1 protein-coding gene is annotated in these 459 nt (G+C 67.3%); it reads right to left on the bottom strand.

Features of this window, described 5'->3' with window-relative positions:
* Nucleotides 1-459 (bottom strand): discoidin domain-containing protein (locus QCN29_RS36780; RefSeq protein WP_279933608.1); only part of this gene is annotated, 459 nt, incomplete at both ends.

Here is a 459-nt window from a genome sequence, read left to right as displayed (position 1 = left end):
GCGGTGTCGCCGTTCCCGTGGCTGATATCTCGGCCGCGCTGGTCCACGAGCCCCGGTTGCCTGCCTCCGTCAGGGCCTTCAGCCGCAGGTATCGGCCGGTCTTCGTAGTGAAGCCGACCGTCTTCTCCGTCGCTGTGTCGGCGAAGGTGCCCGTGGCGACCGGGCTGCCCCAGTCGGCGGTCGTGTCCGACACGTACACCTCGTATGCTCCGATACGGCCGTTCACGCCGCCGTCCTGGCGGGGCAGGTAGGACAGGCTGTCGACGTCGTACCGCGCCCCGAGGTCGATCTGGATCTCGTGAGGCAGCGCGTCGCTTCCGCCGTACCACTTGGTGTGCCACTTCGTGGCCGGGTTGCCGTCGATGGCGTTGGCATCGGTGCCGTTCTCACCTGTGGTCTCCTCGCTGTCGGAGTACACAACGCTCCAGTCCGCCTTGGAGATCGGTGAGCTGGTGCTGG

This window comes from Streptomyces chengmaiensis, assembly GCF_029846775.1.
GTDB lineage: Bacteria > Actinomycetota > Actinomycetes > Streptomycetales > Streptomycetaceae > Streptomyces > Streptomyces chengmaiensis.
The sequence above is the reverse complement of the archived record's forward strand: the minus strand, read 5'-3'. Positions and strand labels throughout refer to the sequence as shown.